This window comes from Virgibacillus sp., assembly GCF_013393565.1.
Taxonomy (GTDB): Bacteria; Bacillota; Bacilli; order Bacillales; family Amphibacillaceae; genus Virgibacillus; species Virgibacillus dokdonensis.
In genome coordinates this window covers 16,868-37,713 of sequence record NZ_JABXHF010000043.1, presented here as the reverse complement: position 1 = coordinate 37,713, position 20,846 = coordinate 16,868, and the positions used below count along the sequence as shown (strand labels likewise).

At 36.9% G+C, this 20,846-nt stretch carries 17 protein-coding genes and 2 riboswitches; of the genes, 7 read left to right on the top strand and 10 right to left on the bottom strand.

Annotated elements, in window-relative coordinates; translation table 11 throughout:
• Positions 1-242: 242 nt before the first annotated feature.
• The 5 genes from HLX49_RS10470 to HLX49_RS10450 all read right to left on the bottom strand — a co-directional run bounded on the left by HLX49_RS10470 (position 243) and on the right by HLX49_RS10450 (position 5,206).
• Positions 243-1,508: a methyl-accepting chemotaxis protein gene (locus HLX49_RS10470; RefSeq protein WP_077702884.1), complete on the bottom strand. Its 1,266-nt coding sequence runs from the start codon at positions 1,506-1,508 to the stop codon at positions 243-245.
• Between the two features lie 6 nt (positions 1,509-1,514).
• A complete protein-coding gene (locus HLX49_RS10465; protein ID WP_073005783.1) occupies positions 1,515-1,901 on the bottom strand; it encodes a hypothetical protein in 387 nt (128 codons plus the stop codon).
• On the bottom strand, positions 1,894-2,274 hold the full coding sequence (locus tag HLX49_RS10460) for a carboxymuconolactone decarboxylase family protein (protein WP_077702883.1): 381 nt from the start codon (positions 2,272-2,274) through the stop codon (positions 1,894-1,896). Before HLX49_RS10460 ends, HLX49_RS10465 begins: the two co-directional genes overlap by 8 nt.
• Positions 2,275-2,333: 59 nt before the next feature.
• A complete protein-coding gene (locus tag HLX49_RS10455) occupies positions 2,334-3,980 on the bottom strand; it encodes a thiamine pyrophosphate-binding protein (RefSeq protein ID WP_077702882.1) in 1,647 nt (548 codons plus the stop codon).
• A 188-nt stretch (positions 3,981-4,168) separates the two neighbouring features.
• Entirely contained in the window at positions 4,169-5,206 is a 1,038-nt protein-coding gene (locus HLX49_RS10450) for a lactonase family protein (protein ID WP_077702881.1), read from the bottom strand.
• Positions 5,207-5,787: 581 nt separating this feature from the next.
• Between HLX49_RS10450 and HLX49_RS10445 the strand changes: the two genes are divergently transcribed.
• From HLX49_RS10445 to HLX49_RS10435, 3 genes are all read left to right on the top strand, one after another.
• Positions 5,788-6,330 carry a CueP family metal-binding protein gene (locus HLX49_RS10445; protein ID WP_296361730.1) on the top strand — a complete coding sequence of 181 codons (543 nt, stop codon included), beginning with the start codon at positions 5,788-5,790 and terminating at the stop codon, positions 6,328-6,330.
• A gap of 220 nt (positions 6,331-6,550) precedes the next feature.
• Positions 6,551-6,730, top strand: a riboswitch (Lysine riboswitch).
• Positions 6,731-6,841: 111 nt separating this feature from the next.
• The gene (gene dapA, locus HLX49_RS10440; protein WP_077702879.1) at positions 6,842-7,723 is read left to right on the top strand and encodes a 4-hydroxy-tetrahydrodipicolinate synthase; all 882 of its coding nucleotides are present in this window, start codon (positions 6,842-6,844) and stop codon (positions 7,721-7,723) included.
• 187 nt (positions 7,724-7,910) lie between these two features.
• Positions 7,911-8,960: a 2,3-butanediol dehydrogenase gene (locus tag HLX49_RS10435; protein WP_101933605.1), complete on the top strand. Its 1,050-nt coding sequence runs from the start codon at positions 7,911-7,913 to the stop codon at positions 8,958-8,960.
• A 182-nt stretch (positions 8,961-9,142) separates the two neighbouring features.
• Here the strand turns inward: HLX49_RS10435 and HLX49_RS10430 are convergent, their stop codons facing one another.
• The 4 genes from HLX49_RS10430 to HLX49_RS10415 form a co-directional block, all read right to left on the bottom strand.
• Complete coding sequence (locus tag HLX49_RS10430) at positions 9,143-9,301, bottom strand: hypothetical protein (RefSeq protein ID WP_164085480.1); 159 nt, start codon at positions 9,299-9,301, stop codon at positions 9,143-9,145.
• 419 nt (positions 9,302-9,720) lie between these two features.
• On the bottom strand, positions 9,721-10,728 hold the full coding sequence (locus tag HLX49_RS10425) for an aromatic ring-hydroxylating dioxygenase subunit alpha (RefSeq protein ID WP_101933604.1): 1,008 nt from the start codon (positions 10,726-10,728) through the stop codon (positions 9,721-9,723).
• 63 nt (positions 10,729-10,791) lie between these two features.
• Entirely contained in the window at positions 10,792-12,153 is a 1,362-nt protein-coding gene (locus HLX49_RS10420) for an amidohydrolase (protein ID WP_296361727.1), read from the bottom strand.
• Positions 12,150-13,550, bottom strand: a complete 1,401-nt coding sequence (locus HLX49_RS10415) for a nucleobase:cation symporter-2 family protein (RefSeq protein ID WP_296361726.1) — start codon at positions 13,548-13,550, stop codon at positions 12,150-12,152. The genes HLX49_RS10420 and HLX49_RS10415 overlap by 4 nt, the downstream gene beginning before the upstream one ends.
• Positions 13,551-14,037: 487 nt before the next feature.
• Positions 14,038-14,139, bottom strand: a riboswitch (purine riboswitch).
• Between the two features lie 208 nt (positions 14,140-14,347).
• Here HLX49_RS10415 and HLX49_RS10410 point away from each other — a divergent pair.
• The 4 genes from HLX49_RS10410 (at position 14,348) to HLX49_RS10395 (ending at position 19,020) form a co-directional block, all read left to right on the top strand.
• The gene (locus HLX49_RS10410) at positions 14,348-15,634 is read left to right on the top strand and encodes a M20/M25/M40 family metallo-hydrolase (protein WP_077702874.1); all 1,287 of its coding nucleotides are present in this window, start codon (positions 14,348-14,350) and stop codon (positions 15,632-15,634) included.
• Between the two features lie 8 nt (positions 15,635-15,642).
• Positions 15,643-16,434: a DUF3100 domain-containing protein gene (locus HLX49_RS10405; RefSeq protein ID WP_296361723.1), complete on the top strand. Its 792-nt coding sequence runs from the start codon at positions 15,643-15,645 to the stop codon at positions 16,432-16,434.
• Positions 16,431-16,916 carry a hypothetical protein gene (locus HLX49_RS10400; RefSeq protein ID WP_296361721.1) on the top strand — a complete coding sequence of 162 codons (486 nt, stop codon included), beginning with the start codon at positions 16,431-16,433 and terminating at the stop codon, positions 16,914-16,916. The genes HLX49_RS10405 and HLX49_RS10400 overlap by 4 nt, the downstream gene beginning before the upstream one ends.
• A gap of 625 nt (positions 16,917-17,541) precedes the next feature.
• The gene (locus HLX49_RS10395; protein ID WP_101933600.1) at positions 17,542-19,020 is read left to right on the top strand and encodes an APC family permease; all 1,479 of its coding nucleotides are present in this window, start codon (positions 17,542-17,544) and stop codon (positions 19,018-19,020) included.
• A 204-nt stretch (positions 19,021-19,224) separates the two neighbouring features.
• On the opposite strand, the gene HLX49_RS10390 is transcribed toward HLX49_RS10395, so the two are convergent.
• Positions 19,225-20,844, bottom strand: coding sequence for a long-chain fatty acid--CoA ligase (locus HLX49_RS10390; RefSeq protein WP_296361718.1), 1,620 nt, complete (start codon positions 20,842-20,844; stop codon positions 19,225-19,227).
• Between the last annotated feature and the right edge of the window lie 2 nt (positions 20,845-20,846).

Here is a 20,846-nt window from a genome sequence, read left to right as displayed (position 1 = left end):
CGGTGTTGCACGAACCAATGATGACTTATCGTAGGGCGATTCGTGAAGTCGCCTAGTTGCTGGGCGCTGGAGTCGAACGTGGCTAAATAACTTAGTAAGTTTATCCACAGCTGCAAAATTTTATAATTTCCTAGACCATTAAAAAGACCTTCTTTACATAAGAAGGTCAAGATAAAAGCACAAGTACTAATCACTAACAAATATAGTAATACAAGCTAGCCCATATGTTTAATTAAAAAACCCTATTTATTCCACTCATTGTCTACTTGATCATTTAATTTCGTCGATATATCAGCCAGTAATGAGGCTGAAGAAGATACTTCCTGCATAGACGCATTTAGTTCCTCAACGACAGCCACAATATTTTGTAGATTAGCTGTCGATTGACTTGCAACACTAGATACATCTTCCATAGATGAAGTAACACCATTCATATTTTCCTTTACCTCATGAACAGCTTCTGATAAATCTTGAATAAATTCATCCACTACATCCACATCTTGAGAAATAAGCTGAAATACTTGAGAAATTTCACCATTTCTGGATACACCTTGTTTAATGGTATTTCCACTTTCCTGAATGACATGAATAACTTCTTTTGTTCCACCTTGAATTTCATCAATTAGATGTTGAGTTTTAGCTGTTGCTGCATTTGTTTGCTCTGCTAATTTGCGAACTTCTTCAGCAACTACAGAGAACCCTTTCCCATGCTCACCCGCACGCGCAGCCTCAATTGCAGCATTTAAAGAAAGCAGATTCGTTTGATTTGATATATCCGTTATAAGCGACAATATTTCTCCGACCTGATTCATTTTTTCTTTTAAATCATTTACGACGTGAATAGAATCATCCACTTGCTTCGCTATCTCATCCATTTGCTCGGTAGCACTAAAAACAACTTCACTTCCGTTTTTCGCATTTTTCTTAGCCGTTTTCGACGTCTCTTTCACAAATTTCGTACTTTCATCTATTTCAGTTAAAGTAAAAAAGACTTGCGATGAAGAATCATTAATCGTTTGAATGGATTGTGTTTGCATATCTGCTCCAGAAGCTAATTCTTGAATGGACGCAGAAATTTCGCCTGTTGCTTTCGTCGTCTCTTCCGTTGTAGACATCAGCTGCTGAGAAGATGCAGCTGTTTGTTCAACTAATTCCATTACTTGTCGATCTTGTTCATTTACTGAATAATTATTCTCTGTATTCATTATCCACTCCTTCACCCACTTATAAACAGGATGGTGAAGAGAATCATCTCTGCTAACATCTATATCTTTTACACTTTGTTTAAACGGAGAAAACAGAAAATGTCCATAGATATAGGCAAAACACAGGGAGAGTAAACTTGCAATAGATAGCCCGATTAATGCAGAAATAGACTTCAAACTAATATCTGAGATAATGAATATGAAAAGTGTAATCAAAGGTATAAAAGTAATAATTAAAGTAAATAAAAATAAATACAATAATAATGTTTGATAAACCGTTAAGCTTCTTCCTACTTTTTTCATCTCTTTTCATCCTTCATTTATTTTGAATTCTGGAATACCCATGAACTCCAGTGCTTCATCTAATTTCGTAAAAGCTCGTATGGAGTCATATGTACCTGCTGTTCTAGATAAGCGATTCAACTGCATTTTTAGCGCCACACTTGGTGCTACAGTAGCGTTTTTCTCAATATTACTGCTTACCCATTCCATAAATTTCCCCCATACCATATTCACCTCTGGCTTAGCTACACCTATAATCTTGCTATTATCATTAAGGAATTTTTTTATTTCGGGTTTTTGTAAAACCTCTTTTACTGCATTTGCATGTTTCTCAGCTTCCTCTTTCGTCCCAGCCATTTCAAAGTAGTTAAAATATAGTACATCTTTATACACTTTCATTTCATACTTAGCCATTGTTCTTCTCCCTTTCTTCAACTACTGATTTAAAAATATGCAATGCATGAATTGCCTTTGGAAATCCTGCGTAGGCACTACAATGATTTATTAATTCTAAAATTTCCGACTGATGAACACCAACGTTTAGTGCTGCATGGAAATGATAGGTTAATCCTCTACCAGCATCTCCTTGGGTGATTAAAGAAGATAGCGTAATAAGGGCTCGTTGCTTTAAATCAAGCGAATCATTGTGATAAACATCCCCATAGCCAAATTCTAAAGCAAGCTTAGCTAAACGCGGCGAAAACTTTTCAACTTCTTTCATCGCATCTATTCCTTTAGAACCGGCTAATTCTTCAATTTGCTTCCATCCTCTTTCTTGTTTAGTCAATATGTTCATCTCCTATCTTGGTATTCATATAAAGAAGGGAAAGATGGCAAATTTGCACCTTACCCACGTTTTAATGTTGGAGGGACTTCCTCTTTTTCCACTAGGATTTCAATAACTGCTGTTTGTCGTTCTTTTAACGCTATTTCAGTTGCTTCGACAATTTCTTCCATTTTTGTGCAACGATAACCGATTGCGCCTAGAGATTCAGCAAACAATGTCGCATTCATTGCAGTCGTATACCTTGTTCCTGCTGATTTACCAATGTTATAACGCATGCCTTTATCTACCATGTCAAGCATGCCATTATTAAACACATAGAAAATCATTGGTATTTTTTGGTTTACAGCTGTCGATATTTCCGTTCCTTGCATCATCACACAGCCATCACCCGTAAAACTAACAACAGGTATTTCTTTTGTAGCTATTTTTGCTCCGATTGCAAAATTAAGCCCGTGCCCCATTGCACCAAATACATCGTCAAAAAAGAAAGTACCAGATTTTACAATATCAAAATATTTAATAGCATAGAAAGTATGGCTACCATCATCTCCAAATACAACGGTCTCCTCAGGTAATACGGCTCTTAAACATTTCATAACTTCTGCTGTAGATAAATTTTGGTATGGAGCTTGGTCTTTTTTCTTTTCTTCTAAATCAAGTATTTCTTTTTTCCAATACGGCTTTAAATTGGGCGTTTCCCTATTTGAAGAATAGTTCGTATTTAACTGCTGAAGATTCTTCTTTGCATCTCCTTTAACAAATACAGTATCTACTAAAATAGACTTTCCGATAAAATCAGCCTGTTGATCAAAATGAATCATTGTTTTAGGGTATTGTTCACTTGCCAATCCAGCTATTGACATATCCGTCAACTTAGATCCAATAACAACCATCACATCTACACCCTCTGCCATATAAGCAGTAGCGGCTTCAGTCCCACCTAGTCCATACGCCCCTAATGAAAGTCGATGTTTTGTGGGAAATGTGCCTTTACCTCCTGGTGTGGTCATGACCGGAATATTCCATTTTTCACTAAACTGCATTACTTCTCGGTAAGCCTTAGCTATGTGAACCCCTTTTCCTAACAATAAAACAGGACGTTTCGCATCTTGCAATATGTGGGCTGCTTGCTTCAGATTCCCTGAAATAGGAGTATCATTTATTAGCTTTATAGGCGATGAGAATGGGGCTATCTTATTAATAAGTACATCTAGGGGAATGGATAAATGTACTGGCCCTTTTTCTCCAAGCAAGGCTCGTTCTAAAGCGTACTGAATATATTTTTTTAACAGGTTTGCATCCTCTACCTTTGCGCTAAACAACGTTACAGAACGAAACATTTCTGTTAAATCCGTACCAAACATACTTGAGTCTTGACCAACTGGCTTCCCCATATCCGTTAATGGTGGATGACCAGTAATAAACAAGACAGGTGCATGATATGCTTTTGCTTGTGCTGCGGCTGTAAGAAGGTTCGTTCCTCCAGGACCTGATGTACCAATAGCAACTGCTAAACTATCATTTTTCAAGGCATAGCCTGTTGCCATATAACCAGCACTACATTCATGTCGTGCTAATACAAAATCCATGTCGTGATGTTCCATTTCTAAAATGAGCGGCACAATAGGCTTACCTGGAACTCCAAAGGCATACTGGCAGCCTTGTGCTTTTAAGATTTCTACGATTTGAGCTGCAACGGTTAACATATTTTTTGCTCCCCTCCTTAGAAGATGTTTTTTGCTTTTGCTTTGTTTATATCGGTGGATATTATGGTATATTTAGTCATTTCTTCATTTTATTAGTTGATAAAATGAAAAAGACTTGGCTTTAAGCCAAGTCTTTAACGGATTAGTAATTGTAATACTGTTATTTCGTATATTCAAGCAATGTAAAACTAGTTTAAAAATTTCACACAGACTACTTCAGGAACTTCGACAGTAGAATCCATTGGTGTTAATTTTCCCGTCTTTTGATCGCGTGCAAATAAAACTAAGTTTCCACTATGCTGATTGGAAGCAACAATGAAGGACTCACTAGGATCTAATACAAAATCACGTGGCCACTCTCCGCCTGTTGCAGTAAATTCTATAAAGGTTAATTCGTCTGTTTCTGCATCTACTTCAAATAGCGCGATACTATTGTGACCGCGATTACCAGTGTAAACAAATTTTCCGTCTGACGAGATATGAATCGCACTAGCATCGTTTGTTTCTGTGAAATCTGCTGGTTTCGCAAGCACGGTTTGCTTTTCTGAAAAACTTCCTGTTTGTGCATCATAATCTAGAACAATTACTTCTGAACTAAGCTCCGTAAGTAAATACGCTGTTTTCCCATTGGGATGAAATACAATATGTCTTGGACCACTTCCCGGTTTTACGGTTCGTGTTTGATGACGAACAAGTTTATTATCTTCTATACGGTAGGTTACTAGCTCATCTGTACCTAGATCACAAACGACTACATAGTTATGATCTGGCGTAAATCCAGCAAAATGAACGTGTGATTTTTCTTGACGCTCATGAGGACCATCACCGTTATGTTGTATAGCGGACGCAGTTACTAATGCTTTGTTATCTTCAAAAGCGTATAAAACTACCTCGCCTCTATGGTAATTACCAGTAACTATTTGATTGTCATAAATGGATAAGTGACATGGGGATTTCCCTTCTGTTAGTTGTTCATCTATTTTTATTAGTTCCCCTGTTTCTTGTTTTATTTGATAAGCTTGTACACCGCCTAAATCTCCGTCTTGTCCAATGGAGAACAAGTAACGGTTATCTTCACTAACGGCTACATACGTTGGGCTCCCAACTTCAGCGGCTACTTCAACTGCTGTTATTTTTTTCGCTTTTGGATCTAATTCAAAACGATAGATACCCTTACTTGTATTACGCGTGTACGTCCCTGCATATCCAAGAAAATTATTTTTCATGATGATACCTTCCTTTTTAAAGAGATGTGTACTTAAAGTCTAAGCGCAAATGAATAAAAAGTAAAACGCGGAGAGGGAGAAACTTCTTAACATCTATGGAAACCAGCCTATATCTGGTTTCGAAAAATAGAAGGAAAAGGTGCTTTTTAATAAGAAAAAGACGCTGTCACTTTTAGACAATCCCAAAAACCCCCAATTAAAGCTAGGACCGATGATGTCTCCAGAATCATTGTTTATAACATCATTTAATTTATTTCTCCTTCAAATATTTACATTATATTCCTGACACCCATTATTTAGATATATAACCAATAGATACCTTTTTCATATTAAATGTTCTACAAGAAAAAATATTTGCACTTTTTTATGATAGTAACAATTAAGGTTCTAAAGATCATTTTATGCACGGCATATAGCGTTTGGATTATTGGATAAACCACTATATATAGGTTTTTGAAAGTGTAATTTTTTAAAATCGACCTTTTTGGTAAATAACCATCTGCTAGCAAATGATTGATTGTTTAATGAACGATTTGCTATACTTTTCTCAAACAATAAACTATAAGATGGAGGTGACGATATTGAAATTAAAATCCTTACTACTCTTCTTGCTACTATCACTATTCGGACTAATACTAGTTGCATGTAATAACGACGATACGACAAGTGAAACTGAAGAGAATAGTGATAAAGTAGACGTTAAACAGTTAGTAAACGATTACAGCACGGACAAAAAAAAAGCAGAATCAGCTTCGATTACAGGTGAAGAGCTAGTTGTAAATACTACAGCTGGAAAAGAAAAAAGCTATGAACTCCCTAAAGATGAATTTTTCGTTTCTATTGCTCCATTCGTAGAACAAACGCATCCTTGTACTTACCATAGTTTAACAGGATGCCAAGGCGAAATGGTAAAGAAAGAATTCGATGTATATATTGAAGATGAAGATGGTAATGTCGTTGTCGATGAAAAAGTAATGTCTTTGGCAAATGGTTTTATTGACTTATGGGTTCCTAGAGACAAAAAATACCATATAACAATAGAGCATGATGGTAAACAAGTTCAATCTGAATTTTCCTCTTATACAGAAGACCCAACCTGCCTCACTAATATGCAATTAACGTAGGTATCACTTAGCTAAAGCCTAGATCAAGAACTTTAGACAAAAGGTGGCTTGCAAGCACGCCTTAGATTAGATTTCAATTCTATAATAGATAATGGACCAAAGTATGCTAATCTTAGGCATTTTATATAGATAAAACACGTAAAAAGTGTTCTTGCATAACAAGGAGAAATCTGCTATAGTACAGACAATCGAATATATTCCTATTTCAAAATGTTATTGAAATAAGGATAGAGGTGCGAGGCTCAAAAGTACACTATTGGAGGATAATGAGATCCATGGAAAATAGTGAAAAGGGTGCTTTGCCGAAGTTGTAGAGAACTCATTACTTCTACAACTGGTTCTGCTATTGAACAAATACAGGACTGTCATATAGGTAACTATATGGAGGGCTATCTAGACGCATGAAGCTTTTAAACTTTCAAAGCAGCAGCGATATGCCGTCGCTGTTGCTTTTTTGCGGACAAAATTGCCTTGTTACCTACACTATAATTTTAAAAAAGGGTGTGAAGTAATGAATTTTGGCCAAGTTATCACTGCAATGGTAACACCATTTGACAACAACGAAAATATTGATTTTTATGCCGTTGAAAAACTTGTCAACTACTTAATTGAAAATGGATCGGATAGCTTAGTTATTGCTGGTACTACTGGAGAATCACCAACGTTAACCAATGATGAAAAAATAGCTTTATTTAAACATGTAGTTACAGTTTCTAAAGGACGAGCAAAAATAATAGCCGGAACAGGTTCTAATAATACGAAAGCTTCCATTGAATTAACCAAGCTGGCTGAAAAAACTGGTGTCGACGCAATTATGCTTGTCACCCCTTACTACAACAAGCCTTCTCAAGAAGGTATTTATCAGCATTTTGCTACGATTGCTAACGCAACACATTTACCAATAATGCTTTATAACGTACCTGGCAGAACTTCTGTCCAAGTGGAAGCGGATACGATCAATCGTCTTTCCAACATAGAGAATATTGTATCGGTTAAAGAAGCAAGTGGTAATTTAGATCAAATGACAACCATAATCTCTAACACTCCAGATAGTTTCACTTTATACTGTGGAGATGATAGCTTAACGCTACCTGCCATTGCCATTGGTGCAAATGGCATTGTATCCGTTTCCTCTCATATTATTGGTAACCAAATGCAGGAAATGATCCAGCACTTTAGAAATGGTGACATCACCACAAGCGCAAAATCGCACCAAAAATTACTGCCAATAATGAAAGCAATGTTTGCTCAGTCAAGTCCGGCTCCGGTTAAAAGTGCTCTAAATATGCTAGGCATTACGGTTGGAGATGTCCGTCTACCAATACAGAACTTAACAAAAATGGAATGGGATACACTAGAACAACAACTTACTGCCACTGGTATTTTAAAATAGATTTATTCATTACCATGAAGTGAGTACCTTCTATACAGTTGTAATCCCTTGAAGATAAACCTAAGAAATATGAACATTTTGTTACATTGTCGTTAACTCAAACAAAAGAGTGTCGAAATTTGTAAATCTGCGATACAATAATACCGGAGTTAGTTTGTAAAAATTTTCTTTTGGGGGTAACAACATTATGAAAGCAGCAGTATGGTATGGACAAAAAGACATTCGCGTAGAAGAAAGAGAACAAAAACCATTAAAAGACACAGAGGTTAAAGTAAAGGTTGCATGGGCTGGTCTATGCGGTAGTGACTTACATGAGTATGAAGAAGGTCCAGTATTTATTCCAACAGAAAAAGAAGATGAATTAGCTGGTGGTATTGCGCCGCTTACCATGGGGCATGAATTTGCTGGTGTCATTGAAGAAGTTGGGGCAAAGGTAACAAACTTCAAACCAGGCGACCGCGTAGCTGTAAATCCAACTATTACGCATGGCGACAAATCAGAAGATCTTGATCCATATGATGGTTTTTCTTTTGTAGGCTTGCACACAGATGGTGGATTCACATCTTTTGCCAATGTTCCAGAAAACAACGTGTATCTTTTACCAGAACCATTAACTTTACAAGATGGGGCATTAATTGAACCTACAGCAGTAGCAGTTCAAGCTGTGAAAGAAGCTGGCATGCAATTTGGCGACACTGTTGCAGTATTTGGTGCTGGTCCAATTGGTTTGTTAACCATCCTAGCAGCAAGAGCAGCTGGAGCAAGCAAAATTATCGCATTAGACTTATCTGAAACACGTTTAGAAAAAGCAAAAGAAGTTGGTGCGACACACGTCATTAATTCAGGGGAAACAGATCCAGTAAAAGCTGTTTTCGATATCGTACCTGAGGGTGTCAATGCTTCATTTGAAGTTGCTGGTGTAGCGCCTACTTTCAAACAATCTATTGAAGTAACAAAACCACGTGGAACGATGGTCATCGTTTCTATTTTTGCTAGACCAATTGAGTGGAACCCAATGCAACTAACTGGAAAAGGTGTGAAAATCACTTCTACTATTGCGTACACACCAACATCTTTCCAACAAACAATCGACTTAATGGCAAGTGGACAATTAAAACCACAATCCATTATTACTAACCAAATTCAATTAGATGACATCGTAGAAAAAGGATTTGAATTATTATCTACAGATAAGTCTCAAGCTAAAATTTTAATTGAGCTAAGTGGCGAAAAATAAGCACAACAAAAAAATATACGTTTAAATCGTTTAAAGAACAGCATCTGTTTCTTGACGCTCACAAAAAAGTGAAAACGTCTAAAATATACAATTGCTTTCTAATTAAAAACGTTAACTTGTGAAAAACGAACAAGGTCTAGCCAAATACTTTTTGGATAGACCTTGTTTTTTACTCAGCAAATTTAAGGAGAAAGCTTTGCAAGTGTATGAAATTCCGCTTGCCTATTTGACGATTGTTCACTTGAAAAGGCACGCACAAGGTATTGATCATCAATGATAAACTTTTGGTCTGTAGTAGCATTTCTAAGTAAGGCTATATGTGCTAACAGTTGCTTCCCCAATTACCTTCCCCTCCAATCACAGTTATTTACTCATATTCTCATAACCGCTAAACAAAGGCTCGGGGCGCCCGTTTAGCAACGTAGCGAGTGGAACGAATCAACTAATGTTTTACAGGGGTATGCCGACGCACTAAGGCAAGCCCGTTTTTAGTCGGTCTTCCTATTTAGCACGAACCGATGATGACTTATCTTAGGGCAATGGGAGTGAAGTCGCCTAGTTGCTGGCGCTGAAGCCGGACGTGGCTTATTCTGTTAATTCATTACCCCAAAGCATCTAATTTTTATACTTTCTTACCGTTTAAAAAAATCTACTTGAAGCAGGGATAGATTCTGCGCGAACATTTAAGAGAAAATCCGATCTATCATTCATATTTCAAAGAATCTCAAATGGTAGATCGGACTTTAATTTTTCAAGATCATTAAGATGGTACTATTTCACGCTTTTTTCGATAATTAGGAGTAGTTCCGGTTTCTATGCCAAGTTCATCTAACCAGCGACGATAAGCAATGGTTAAAGCATCACATTTCAAATGCATTTCGGCTTGCAAATCTAACGGCAATAACTCAGGCTTCTGGCTTTCAACCACATCTAAATCTTGTTTAAATATTAGATCTTGAAACTCCACAAATGGTTCATCCGGCTTATCTAAATCATAGTTTCTAGTTAATAGCATAAACACTTTTGTTTGTTCATCCGCTTCTTGTACGACTGTAATGAGGACGATGAATTCTTCACTTGAACCCTCAACTGATTTGGTAAAACGAGCTGTAGTAGGATTAAGTATTTCATATACATAGTCCGTATAGCCACCTACTGAACGACCATCTGGATTGGGCTGATAGATTGGTATTTCACTTGTGATAAAACGACCATCAACAAACGTAACATCATAATTTTGCACTTCAGCATGATCCTCATCTCCCAATAAACCACCATGAACAAACATAAGATGCGAAATATCAAGGAAGTTCTCAATGACTCTAGGTGCGTTAGCACTCACTTTATAAGGGCCACAAATAGCAGTCCGATATCCTTCTCTACTATATTCTGGATAGTTTAATAATGGTAAAGGCTGTTCACTTAAGTTTACCCAAATTAATCCCGCATACACTTGACAATGATATACCGTGGCTTTCGCCTTTTGTGGAATGGCACGCTCGCATGGTAGGGCAGGTATTTTTACACATATCCCTTCATCATTGTACTCCCAAGCATGATATGGACAAACAATATTCCCATTCTTTACTTTCCCTAAAGACAATGCTGCACCTCGATGAATGCATAAATCCTTAAATGCATGAACGCCCTTTTGATTTCGAAATAAAACTACTCTTTCTCCAAGAATGTGAACTTGCTTTGGATCTTCGTGTAATTCCGTTTCCTTTAAAACTGGATGCCACTCCTGCCATAATCGATCTTTTTTCATACAAATCCCCTTCTGTTTAATAGTTGAGTTATTTTTACAAAAACGTTTTTCCTGAAACACTCCTTACCTTACATGCAGGAAGCGTTCCTTTAAATGGATGCCTGCACGTTTCACAACACCTTCCGCCAATTGCTGAGCTGTCTCTATTATTTCATTTTCATTGACGGTTAAAATGTTTCGATCTTTCATTAACCATTGCCCATTGCACATGGAAGACTCTACATTGCTTGCATGCATGGAATAAACGATATTGGCAATCGGGTCATGCATGGGGAAACTTCCTATTTGTTTAGGGTCAATAATAATGAGGTCAGCCCTTTTTCCTTGCTCCAATGAACCAATCTCCCTATCCCACAATAAACATTTCGCTGCCTTTACAGTCGCCATTTCTAGGACTTGCTCAGCGGGAACAGTCGTTGTATCCAATGTTCTTCCTTTATGTATGAGTGATGTTACATACATTTCGTCCATCATGTCCATACGATTATTTGCGGGCGCGCCATCTGTACCAATGGACACATCGATTCCTTTTTCCAGCATTTCTGGAATTCTGGCAAAACCGAGCACCTTCATTGCTGCACCTGGGTTATGGGAAACTTTAACGTTATGTAACATCACAAGATCCATTTCTCGATCTGTTAGCCAAACCATATGTGCTGTTAACAAGTTTTCATCCAATAAACCAAGTTTATGTAAATGCTCAATAGTTGAAGCACCACGTTGTTCCTTTGTATAACGAATTTCATCCATTATTTCTGCTGCATGCATATGAATACCAACTCCATATTGATCAGCTAATTGTTTTGTTTGTCTTATTAAATCATCAGAACAATTAAATATAGTACGTAAACCAAACCACATTTTAATTCGCTCGTCAGAAGTATGATGCCATTTCTCTATAAGTGCTTCTTGTTTTTTCAATGCATCATTTGTTGTTTCATGCCAATTTAATGGCAATCCTTCCCCCATATCCATGGTTGAGCGTGATAAAATAGCCCGAAGTCCAACTTCTTTGACCGCTTTTCCTAATGCATCTACATGATGACCGCCAGCTTCAGCCAAAGTCGTAACACCTGATTTAATAAGTTCAATACTACAAGCAAGGGCTGAAATATACGCTTCCTCCTCTGTCATACTGCTTTCATATGGCCAAATTCGTTTACGCAACCATGTTAGTAAATCCACATCATCTGCAATGCCCCTACCTAGTTGTTGTGACAAATGAACATGCGTATTGATAAGACCTGGCATAACCATTTTCCCAGTAACGTCTACTACATCGGCATCATCGTGAATGCTGTCTTTTGTAACATGCCCAACTGCTTTGATTGTATTGCCTTCAATGAGAACATCTCCGTGAACAAATACTTCTCTATTTGCATTCATTGAAATAATATATCCATTTTTTAAAAGTGTTTGTTTCATCTTTTTCCTCCAGTGATCGTTTCATAATGTTTATCTACATGATTTGTTAATGGTTTATTATTTACATTTCGTATTATATGATTTGTTTTTTCAGGTAGCAGTTTATTTAATATAACTGCTGCTAAAGCCCCAACCGCCATTCCTGAAGATAATAAATAGTGAATTATGTCTGGCATTTTTTCAATAATTTCAGCTGGTAAAAATATTGTAAACAACGTTAACATAATTGGGATGCCAATCATTAACATATTTCGTTCAGAAAACGGGATATCTTTTACCACTCGAAATCCGTTCATCATAATGACGACACAGACTAAAGCGAACACACCGTTAACAACTGGAGCCGGGATACTGGCAATAGCATTCATTATTTTAGGCATCATGCTTAATGCAATTAAAATAATTCCTCCAGCTATCACCGGATAACGGCTTTTCACACCAGTAATGGCTACTACCCCAGCATTAGAAGAATAGCCAGTAACAGATGTACCACCAAAGCAAGCGCCTATTAAACAGCCAATACCTTCTCCTAATGCTCCGCCATTTAAACGTCTATCATCAAGAGGCTGTCCAGTCACATTACTAACGGTAAACCAGGTGCCTGTTGTTTCAATCATAATAATAAAATAAAGAAAAGTCACAATCATAATCGCTTCCCATTCAAAGGTGGGGACACCGAAAGCAAAAAGATGTGGCATTGCAAACCACTTAGCTGTATACACCGATGAAAAATCCAACATACCAAAGAATGAAGCTACGACTGTGCCTATAGTTAAGGCGAGAATAACTGAAAACAATTTCACAAACTTAAAACTGATAAATGTTTCTCCTATATAAATACATACTACTAACACTCCCATACTCAAAGCAGCAATGAAAACATTCGTGCCAAAATGACCTGAAGCAGTATAAATTGATTGAATGGCGCTTGGCATTAATGCAACACCCACCACAATAATTACTGTTCCAGCAACAAGTTTCGGTATAAAAGATTGAATTATTTTACTGAATATTCGGAAAGGACAGCCTAACAAAGCAATCAATATGGCCCCAGGAATCAAGCTACCAATCATAGCGCCTAGTCCAGAGGTAGTTCCAATTGCTGCTAAAGCGCTCAATGGTATAAAAGAAGGGCCCTGCATAACAGGTAGCTTCATTGCAAACCCTGCTTGTATCACCGTAGCAATACCACAAGCTAGAAATGTCATTTGAATAAGTAATGCTGTATTTGCGACAGAAAGCGACAGAAGCCCAGCTAAAATAATAGGTGGAATAAACAAATCCATTGCTAAAACATGCTGTGAACCAATCATAAGTGACTTTAAAACTCGTGGTCTTTCTTGCTTAGATAGATGTTGATTACGCTGAAATTGGTCTTCTTCGAGTAACGATTTCATTCTTTGTTGTCCCCTTTGTCTAGTTGATTGTCCCATACAGTAGGTGTTTCTCCTATATCTCCATCTAGCATCCTCTTATTGGAACATACACGGATAGAATTAGAAAAACTTGGCTTGTCGCCAAGTCCTATGGCGAAAGGTGTAGTTTTTCTTATACTATAAACTTTTATACTTTCCTATAGTGGAACAAAGGCGCAAGCGCCCGGTTAGCAACGTAGCGACTGGAACGAATCAACGAAAGTTTTAGGAATCACGGTGAGGAACGAACCGATGATGACTTATCGTAAGGCGATTTCGTGAAGTCGCCTAGTTGCTGGGCGCTGGAGCCGGACGTGGCTAAATAACTTAGTTAGTTTATCCACAGCTGCAAAATTTTATAATTTCCTAGACCATAAAAAAAGTTCGGAATACACTGCCTTTCCATGAAAAAGCAATGTATTCCGAACTTTTAAAACGAAATAACAAAGAATAGACTATGCCATAATAGCATAAGCCATACCTTTTTCATAGTCAGTTTATTTACGGTAAACCGGTAGAAACTTGCAGGCCATATCCCCGCGATTATATGAAAGTTACGATTTAATTTGAATGGGATAAGTATAACATTCATTTCTAAAAAAACAACCCTATGTTAATTTGTTGCAAAAATCAAATATTACCTTGTTTCCCACTTATCAAACAATTAAAAAACGAACAATAAAACGTATATACTTAAAAATATTCGTTATTGACGAACTTTCAACATAGTGATAAGATAAATTCGTGTTTTTTCGACATATTTTACAGGGGGCATCCAAATGCAATTTAAACAACAATATGAAGCCATAAAACAGGTCGCTGAGGATATTTATTACCATCCTGAACTTGGATATAAAGAAAAACGTACAAAAAAACAAGTCATTGATTATTTAAAGGCAGTAAACCCTAATATTGACATTGAAAATTTTAGTTTAACTGGTTTTAAGACAAGCTTAGGAACTAAAGGAACAGATGATTTACACATTGCTTTTATCGCTGAATTAGATGCAGTCTATGCACCTACCCATATGTATGCTGATGAGCAAACAGGAGCAGCCCATAACTGCGGTCATTACTCACAAATAGCGATAGCTCTAGCACTCTATCAATATTTCTTTAAGACAAAAGCATATAAAAATTTAGATTTCAAACTAACATTCGTTTTTGTACCCGCAGAAGAATACTTAGATTTAACCTACCGTCAGCAATTGTTACAAGAAGGTCAAATTAGTCATTATGGTGGGAAACCAGAAGCTATGAAACTAGGTGTTTTTGATGACATCGACCTAAGTATATGTGTGCATGCCATTGGCGGAGAATTTTCTAAACGAACCATTGAAATTAATTGCGATTTAGCTGGTTTTTTATACAAAAAATACGCTTTTGAAGGTAAAGCTACACATGCTGGATTTGATCCATTTTCTTCTAAGAATGCGTATCATATGTCGACGCTGTTTAATACTGCAATCGGACTTAGTCGTCAACAATTAAAAGAGTCAGAGCATGTTCGAATTAATCCAATCATTATGGAATCGGATATGTCTACAAATGTTATCCCTAATCACATCGTAGTAGGAACAGACTTGCGAACCAAATCTGTAGACTATTTAAAAGAGACAGCGGAAAAATTGGACGATGCGGCGAAAGGAAGTGCCATGGCTCTACAAGGAAATGTAACGATTGATACACAAATGGGCTATTTACCATTCGTACAAGATAGGTATCTATCCACATTTGTTGAAGCAGCATTCCATAAAAACACTGAAATTGATGAAATACTAAATGGTAACTTTATTAGCGCTGCAGGGGATATAGGCGACCTTTCCTTTATAATGCCATGTATACAAATTGGCTATAGCGGCTTTACCGGAACCATCCATGGAGATGACTTTATAGATGTCGATCCTACGTTTATTTACGAGATATTTCCGAGATTTTTAGCACAAGTACTGGAACAAATGAGTGGAAGCATTGACAAAGCAAAGCTATATAAACAAAGCTATAAAGCTTATCAAGAACTAATCGCTTCCATTGTTCAAAATAACTCCAACCCAACAAAGAAATGAGGCAGAACATGAACAAAAACTTACTTTTTTTAATCGCTTTTGCATTAGTTATTATTACCATCTCCGAATTAATAGGTTTTCAAGCTATACCATTAGGACCGTTTACAATTGGACTACTTCCTTTAGTTTTTGCCATTATATTAACGATGTTCTTAGGTCTGAAATTATTTCGTAAAGGAATCATGAAAAAAATATACAGTGAAAAGAACATTCATTTTGCTAGCACATACCTGATTTTAATTATGCTCCCTTTAATGGCACGATACGGAGCGGATGTCGCACCACAAATTAGAGACATCTTGCAGGTCGGTTGGGTATTTGTTATTCAAGAACTTGGTAATTTAGGAACGGTGTTCATCGGGTTACCAGTTGCTATTTTGTTAGGTTTACGCCGAGAAGCAATTGGTGCTACGTTAGGAATTGGCCGTGAGGGAGAGCTTGCATATATTTCAGAAAAGTACACATTGGAATCTAAAGAAGGTCGGGGCGTTCTTTCCATCTACATTATTGGAACATTATTTGGGGCTATCTTTTTTAGCGTTTTTGCACCAATTTTACTCGATTTAGGAATCCAAATTGAAGCACTAGCTATGGCATCTGGTGTTGGTTCAGGCAGTATGATGAGTGCAGCATCAGCAACATTAGTCGCGCGCATCCCTGAAATGGAAAGCACCATTCTTGCATATGCTTCTGCCAGCCAACTTCTCACTAGTTTTCTTGGCACCTTTACAATGGTATTTTTAGCTGCGCCTATTCAAGCATTTATGTATAAGAAACTAGTTCGAGGTGATAAAAAATGAGTATACCAAAAAATAAATATGTCAAATATGGTCTGATCCTTCTCTTAAGTGTAGCATTAATTTTTTTTACAATGGAAATTAAATTGATAAAAAACCCTGAGTCAACGCCTATAACAACGATGACCTTTGCTGGTCTTGGTGTATTGTGGCTATTTTCAATGATTGGTATTTTCATTTCTACTATTATGCAGAAATCCTCGGTGAAATTTATTCGCAATTTCCCGATCTTAGGCTGGGTTTCGATTACCTCGCTTTTATTATGTTTACTATCCGATTTTTTTGTCCAAGCAATTCAAGCAGTTGACTTTCTTTCCATAACTACACCAATATTAACCTTTGCGGGTATATCTGTTGCAAATCGTCTTGTTGATTTACGAAATACTTCATGGAAAGTTGCAATCGTAGCCGTCTTTGTTTTTACAGGAACATATGCAGGCAGTGCCTTACTTGCACAGATTGGCTTGCATTTATCTGGAAATTAAGACCGTTTATCTTTTATAAACCGTGTAAACTTTGAATCATCGTTACACACCTACTATTTGTAACAATGCAATCTTACTAGGTTGAATGATTCCATTTAAGGGTCATAAAATCAACAAACTAGGCATTAGTTAGCAATCACTAAATAGTAAAAGCTGAACAATCCCTTTATTATTGTTCAGCTTTTTTATATTCTTCGAGTAGAATTTTTAATAAAACAGTGTTACATTTTAGAGATTGCTCAAAAAACCCCTCCGAATGACAGTCCTTCATCGGAAAAATATTAATTTACCTTTATATAATTTTTTAATATAAGTACAATACAAGATATTAATAGCGGAATATTCTAAAAAATATTGCTAATAATGCTTACCTATGTTTAAATAAACTCTAATACTACTATGTAACAATTACGATTTTTTTGAAATCATTCAAAATTTGGTTTATAGGTTTTCTAAAGCGTTAAAACAACGTAACTTGACTCATGGAAAAAATTACTGTTTCACCTCATACTAACTACAATATTCTTTAATCACCTTAGATATACTTGGGATAAGCCTTTCAATTTAAACTTTCCTATAGGATAAAATAAGTATCACAACCTTTTTTAGTAGAGGAGTATTTTATATGGAAAATCGAGAACAACTAACCAAATCCCTTAAACCTCATTGGGTATGGGCAATTGCTTTTGGTTCAGCAATTGGATGGGGAGCCTTCGTATTGCCAGTAGATTGGATGTCTATGGCTGGTCCGTTAGGAGTCATCCTCGGCTTTATCATTGGTGCCATTTTAATGATTATTATAGGAGTAAGTTACGGATTTCTTGTAGAAAAATTACCCGTCTCAGGCGGAGAGTTCACCTACGCTTATTATGGACTAGGAAGATACCATGCATTTTTATGCGGTTGGTTTCTTACATTAGGATATTTGTCTATCGTCGCTTTAAATGCATCTGCTTTAGCATTACTTGGTAAGTTTTTATTTCCAACTTTTGTGGAAACAGGATTATTATACAGCATTGCAGGTTGGGACGTATATGCTATCGAGGTTATGATTGCCTGCATAGGATTAACAATTATTGCTTGGTTAAACATACGTGGAGCAAGAATTACTGGTTTTAGCCAATTTTTATTTTGTATCATTTTACTTAGTGGCGTGTTATTGCTTACCATTACTATGTTATTCCATTCTTCTAGTTCCTTTTCCAATTTACAGCCATTGTTTAAGCCAGAAATTGGCGCTGCTTCTTCCATCTTTGCTATCGTAGCCATAGCTCCTTGGGCATTCATCGGCTTCGACAATATTCCTCAAGCGGCTGAAGAATTTCATTTCTCCCCTAAAAAAACGTTTAAAATTATTGTTCTTGCACTTGTTTGCTCTGCTTTTGTCTATTGTTTAACCATTATTGCAACTGGTGTGAGCGAACCATGGGCTAATGCTTCGCAAGTTGGCTCTGCTTGGGGAACGGGGACAATTGTAGAAAATGCTTACGGTAAGTTTGGTGTATTCTTACTAGCCATAGCACTTATTATGGGGATCTTTACTGGGTTAAATGGCTTTTATATGTCTACTAGTCGCCTACTATTTGCCATGGGCAGGGCAAAAGTTTTACCTGCTATTTTTGGTAAATTACATACCAAACACCGCACCCCACATGTTGGTATAATATTTACTTTATTATTAACAGCTGCAGCGCCATTCTTTGGACGAGAAGCCTTATTATGGGTTGTTGATATGTCAGCACTTGGTGTGACCATTGCCTACTTTTATGCATGTTTTGTTGCTTACCGAATATTTGCTTGGTCTCGTACACATATTAAAAATAACAAACAAATTGTAGCACCAAAGAGAAAATTTTTTTCCCTTTTAGGCATACTTTGTGCAATAACATTTTTTCTATTATTAGTTGTTCCTGGCTCACCTGGATTTTTAAGCACACCTTCATGGATTGCTTTGTTGGTTTGGATCCTACTTGGAATTATTTTTTTCCTTATCCGTTTTCAAGTTTATTCACGACTATCTCAACACGAACTAGATTATTCTATTTTAGGAGCGGAATATATTGAAAAACAAACAGAGCCAGCTATTGAAAAGAAATTACCCTAGTTTAGTAGTAAATAAATTATATTTTCAATTTCATCCCCGACTAAATATTATTACAACAAACAAAGGGATAATCTAAAAAATTCTAGATAAATCGGGATTAGGTGCTGTTATCTCCCGCTTTGGCCGTTTCAACTCGCACCTTCCAATTTTTGAAGTGGGAGTATACAACACCTTCTACCCAAGATAAACTTATGCAATGCGTGTTTAAAATTCTTTCGTTAATTGCTTTTTCACTTCTTCTCGTAAAGCTGTTTTTAAAAATTTACCTACAGATGTTTTTGGTAAAGCATCCATAAATAAAATGTCATCAGGCAGCCACCATTTTACAAATTGTGCTTCTAAAAATGCGTATAAATCCTGTTGACCTACAACGCTTCTATAATCATCTTTTAATACAACACAAGCAACTGGACGTTCTTGCCATTTTTCATGAGGAACGGATACAACAGCAGCCTCATACACTGCTTCGTGAGCCATTAGTGCATTTTCTAAATCTACCGATGAAATCCACTCTCCACCACTTTTTATTAAATCTTTCGTTCGATCAACAATTTTCACGAACCCTTCCTCATCAATGGTTACGACATCGCCCGTATACAGCCATCCATCAAGAAACGAATTGTCACTACGGTCATCTTTATAGTACGAGTCGGCAATCCAAGGTCCTCTGATCAGCAGCTCTCCCATTTCCCGACCATCTCTTTTTATATCTCCATTCTCATTTATAGCTTTTATTTCAATTCCTGGCACCGCCATTCCTTGTTTTGATTTTATATCTAATTTATCCATTTCTGACAGTTGTTTTTGGGAACTTTTTAATTTGGAAAATAAGGCTAACGGTGTCGTTTCAGTCATCCCATATGCATGAAAAAACGGTATTTTATGTTTCATTTCAAAGGCTTTTATCATTCCAAATGGCGCTGCAGAACCTCCGCATAATATTCCACGCAAACTATCAAGCTGGTACGTTTTCTTGTCTAATTCTTTTAATAAACCTAGCCAAATAGTAGGAACACCTGCTGTAATGGTTACTTTCTCTGTTTCTATTAATCTTGCTAAAATTTCAGGTGTTGGATAGGGACCTGGTAGAACTTGTTTAGCTCCCATCCATGTCGCTGCATGCGGCATCCCCCAAGCATTTGCATGAAACATTGGAACGACAGGCATAGAAACATCTTCTTCAGAAACAGCAGAAGTATCAGCTAGACTTAAAGCCATCGCATGAAGAACAAGACCCCTGTGCGAGTATACAACCCCTTTCGGCTTACCTGTTGTTCCTGATGTATAGCATAATTCTGCTGCTTCCTCTTCCTCCATGTCCTTTTTAAAAGCAAATGTAGCATCCCCATCTTCTAGAAACTGTTCATAATGTAAAAGAGAAGGTAATTTAGATGCAGGGACAACCTCCTCGTCTGTCATTACAATAATTGTTTCTACTGTCTCAAGCTGATCGAATATACTTTCTATCGCAGGTAAAAGCTCCTCATCGACAAGAATCACTTTATCTTCCGCATGGTTTATAATATATACGAGTTGCTCAGCTGATAAGCGAATATTAATGGTATGCAAAATCGCACCAATAGATGGAACCGCAAAATAAGCTTCTAAATGGCGATGATGATTCCAAGCGAATGTCCCAACACGATCTCCTTTTTGTATCCCTAATTCCTTTAGTGCATGAGCTAACGCTCTTACTCTGCCACCAAGTTCCTTATACGTTAAACGATGCATATATTTTTGCGTTCTTGAAATAATTTCCTTGTTGGGAAAATAATTCTCTGCACGTTCGATTAACGATGTTATTAATAAAGGGCTATCCATCATAC

Excerpts from the sequence above, each read along its gene's own strand:
- HLX49_RS10470 (WP_077702884.1), bottom strand. The coding sequence starts at position 1,508 with ATGAAAAAAGTAGGAAGAAGCTTAACGGTTTATCAAACATTATTATTG.
- HLX49_RS10465 (WP_073005783.1), bottom strand. The coding sequence starts at position 1,901 with ATGGCTAAGTATGAAATGAAAGTGTATAAAGATGTACTATATTTTAAC.
- HLX49_RS10455 (WP_077702882.1), bottom strand. The coding sequence starts at position 3,980 with ATGTTAACCGTTGCAGCTCAAATCGTAGAAATCTTAAAAGCACAAGGC.
- HLX49_RS10450 (WP_077702881.1), bottom strand. The coding sequence starts at position 5,206 with ATGAAAAATAATTTTCTTGGATATGCAGGGACGTACACGCGTAATACA.
- dapA (WP_077702879.1), top strand. The coding sequence starts at position 6,842 with ATGAATTTTGGCCAAGTTATCACTGCAATGGTAACACCATTTGACAAC.
- HLX49_RS10435 (WP_101933605.1), top strand. The coding sequence starts at position 7,911 with ATGAAAGCAGCAGTATGGTATGGACAAAAAGACATTCGCGTAGAAGAA.
- HLX49_RS10425 (WP_101933604.1), bottom strand. The coding sequence starts at position 10,728 with ATGAAAAAAGATCGATTATGGCAGGAGTGGCATCCAGTTTTAAAGGAA.
- HLX49_RS10420 (WP_296361727.1), bottom strand. The coding sequence starts at position 12,153 with ATGAAACAAACACTTTTAAAAAATGGATATATTATTTCAATGAATGCA.
- HLX49_RS10415 (WP_296361726.1), bottom strand. The coding sequence starts at position 13,550 with ATGAAATCGTTACTCGAAGAAGACCAATTTCAGCGTAATCAACATCTA.
- HLX49_RS10410 (WP_077702874.1), top strand. The coding sequence starts at position 14,348 with ATGCAATTTAAACAACAATATGAAGCCATAAAACAGGTCGCTGAGGAT.
- HLX49_RS10405 (WP_296361723.1), top strand. The coding sequence starts at position 15,643 with ATGAACAAAAACTTACTTTTTTTAATCGCTTTTGCATTAGTTATTATT.
- HLX49_RS10400 (WP_296361721.1), top strand. The coding sequence starts at position 16,431 with ATGAGTATACCAAAAAATAAATATGTCAAATATGGTCTGATCCTTCTC.
- HLX49_RS10395 (WP_101933600.1), top strand. The coding sequence starts at position 17,542 with ATGGAAAATCGAGAACAACTAACCAAATCCCTTAAACCTCATTGGGTA.
- HLX49_RS10390 (WP_296361718.1), bottom strand. The coding sequence starts at position 20,844 with ATGATGGATAGCCCTTTATTAATAACATCGTTAATCGAACGTGCAGAG.